1 protein-coding gene is annotated in these 2,225 nt (G+C 41.5%); it reads left to right on the plus strand.

Features of this window, described 5'->3' with window-relative positions:
- Window positions 1–76: 76 nt before the first annotated feature.
- The coding region (locus CALSC_RS04935; protein ID WP_088240292.1) for an efflux RND transporter permease subunit at window positions 77–2,225 on the plus strand (2,149 nt) is incomplete at its 3' end.

The raw sequence follows: 2,225 nt of genomic DNA on the forward strand, positions 1-2,225 counted from the left end.
TAACAACTAACAACCACCAACCACCAACCAACAACTAACAACCACCAACCACCAACCACCAAACACCAACTTTTCTATGTCTTTTAATATCTCTGCATGGTCAATTAAAAAACCGATTCCCACAATCGTTTTATTTTTAGTTATAACGTTATTTGGTTGGTTCTCTTTCAATTCTTTGGGAATTGATATCAATCCTAATATTGATATTCCTACAGTCCAAGTTACAGTGACTCAACCAGGTAGTGGTCCTGCAGAACTGGAAAGCCAAGTCACGAAAAAAATAGAAGATGCTGTGGCTGGCTTAGGAAATATTGACGAGCTGCGTTCTACTGTGAGGGATGGTGTTTCTTATACTACTATTAACTTTTTCATAGGGACAAATACAGATCGCGCCACTAATGATGTACGTAATGCAGTGGCTCAAATTCGCCAAAGTTTACCCCCAGATATTAATGACCCCATTGTCCAACGGTTGGAATTTATCGGTGGCCCCATTATGTCCTATGTGGTGAGTTCCGATAAACAGTCGGTGCAGGAATTAAGTAATCTGGTAGACCAAACCATTAGCCGCACCTTACTATCTGTTAAAGGTGTGTCACAAATTAGGCGTGTGGGGGGAGTTGATCGGGAAGTTCGCATCAACCTCAACCCCAATCGTTTAGAATCCTTAGGTATTACCGCCACCCAAGTCAATGACCAAATTCGGGCGTTAAATATTAATCTTCCAGGAGGAAGAACTGAGATTGGAGGTAAGGAACAAACCATTAGAACTTTGGGTAATGCACCCAGTATCAACATCCTCAAAACCTATGAAATCCTCTTGCCTGGGGGTGGCTCTGTACCTTTATCTAACTTGGGAACTGTAGAAGATAGTTTTGCAGATGTCCGCCAAAGTGCCAGTTTAAACAATAAACCCGTGGTGGGTTTCCAAGTATTACGTAGTACTGGTAGTGTGATGGTAGAAGTGGAGGAGGGAGTCAAAGCTGCGATTGCCGAATTAGAGAAAACCCTGCCACCTGATGTCCAACTAGATTTAATTTCTACCAGAGCCACCTTTGTGCGCCAATCTTATAAAAGTACTATGGATGAGCTATTGCTGGCTTCTGTATTGGCAGTACTAGTAATTTTACTGTTTTTACGAGATTGGCGAGCCACATCAATCACAGCCATTACCTTACCCCTATCAATTATTCCCACCTTTGCGGTTCAATATGCTTTAGGTTATACCCTCAACAATATGACCTTATTGGGATTGGGGTTAGCTGTAGGGAACTTGGTAGATGATGCGGTGGTAGAAATTGAAAATATGGAACGGCACTTAGCTATGGGTAAAACCCCACGACAAGCTGCCTTTGATTCTTCCGCAGAAATGGGTCTGGCAGTGATTGCGACATCAGCAACAATTATTGCCGTATTTTTACCAGTGGCTTTTTTAGGTGGTGTTACTGGTCAATTTTTTCAACCCTTTGCCGTTACGGTTTCCGCCGCTACAGTCTTCTCTACCTTAGTAGCGCGGATGGTCACACCGATGATGGGGGCGTATTTATTAGAACATAAGTCAGAGAAGGGAATAGGAAAAGGGAGATATAAAAAAAGACTCCTTCCCTCCCTCACTTTTTCACTCTTTCCCTCCTCTTCCTCCCGTCGTTTTCAACCTTACAAATCTCTTCTACAATGGGCATTACGTCACAGGTTAACAACCCTAGGTATTGCTTTGGCATTTTTTATTGCCAGTTTAATGTTAGTTCCCTTAATTCCCAAGGGTTTAATTGATAATGGTGACATTGGTATTGCTACGGTTAATATAAAACTTCCTCCCAGTTCCACATTGCAAGATACCAATAGAGTAGTCACCCAAACCACCAATCTTTTTCAAGCAAACCCATTAGTCAAATCTGTATTTGCTTCAAAAGGGGTAAGTTCCGCAACTTTGACCATTAATATCAAATCTAAAGAAGAAGGTAGAACTATCTCTCAAACAGATTTTGAGTCACAAATACGCCCGAAATTTGCAGATATCCCTGGTGCTAAAATTAGTTTTGAAAATTTAGCATCTGTAAGTGGTGATAAAGGCTTAAGCATTCTGCTGCGTAGCGAAAATCCCCAAGCATTAAATCAAGCAGCCACAGATTTAGAAAAACAGATGCGAGGCTTACCTGGTTTAGTGGAAGTTTCTTCAAGTGCTAGTTTAGTTAAACCAGAGATATTGGTGATTCCCAATCCTC

The sequence above is a fragment of the Calothrix rhizosoleniae SC01 genome (assembly GCF_900185595.1).
Taxonomy (GTDB): Bacteria; Cyanobacteriota; Cyanobacteriia; order Cyanobacteriales; family Nostocaceae; genus Calothrix_A; species Calothrix_A rhizosoleniae.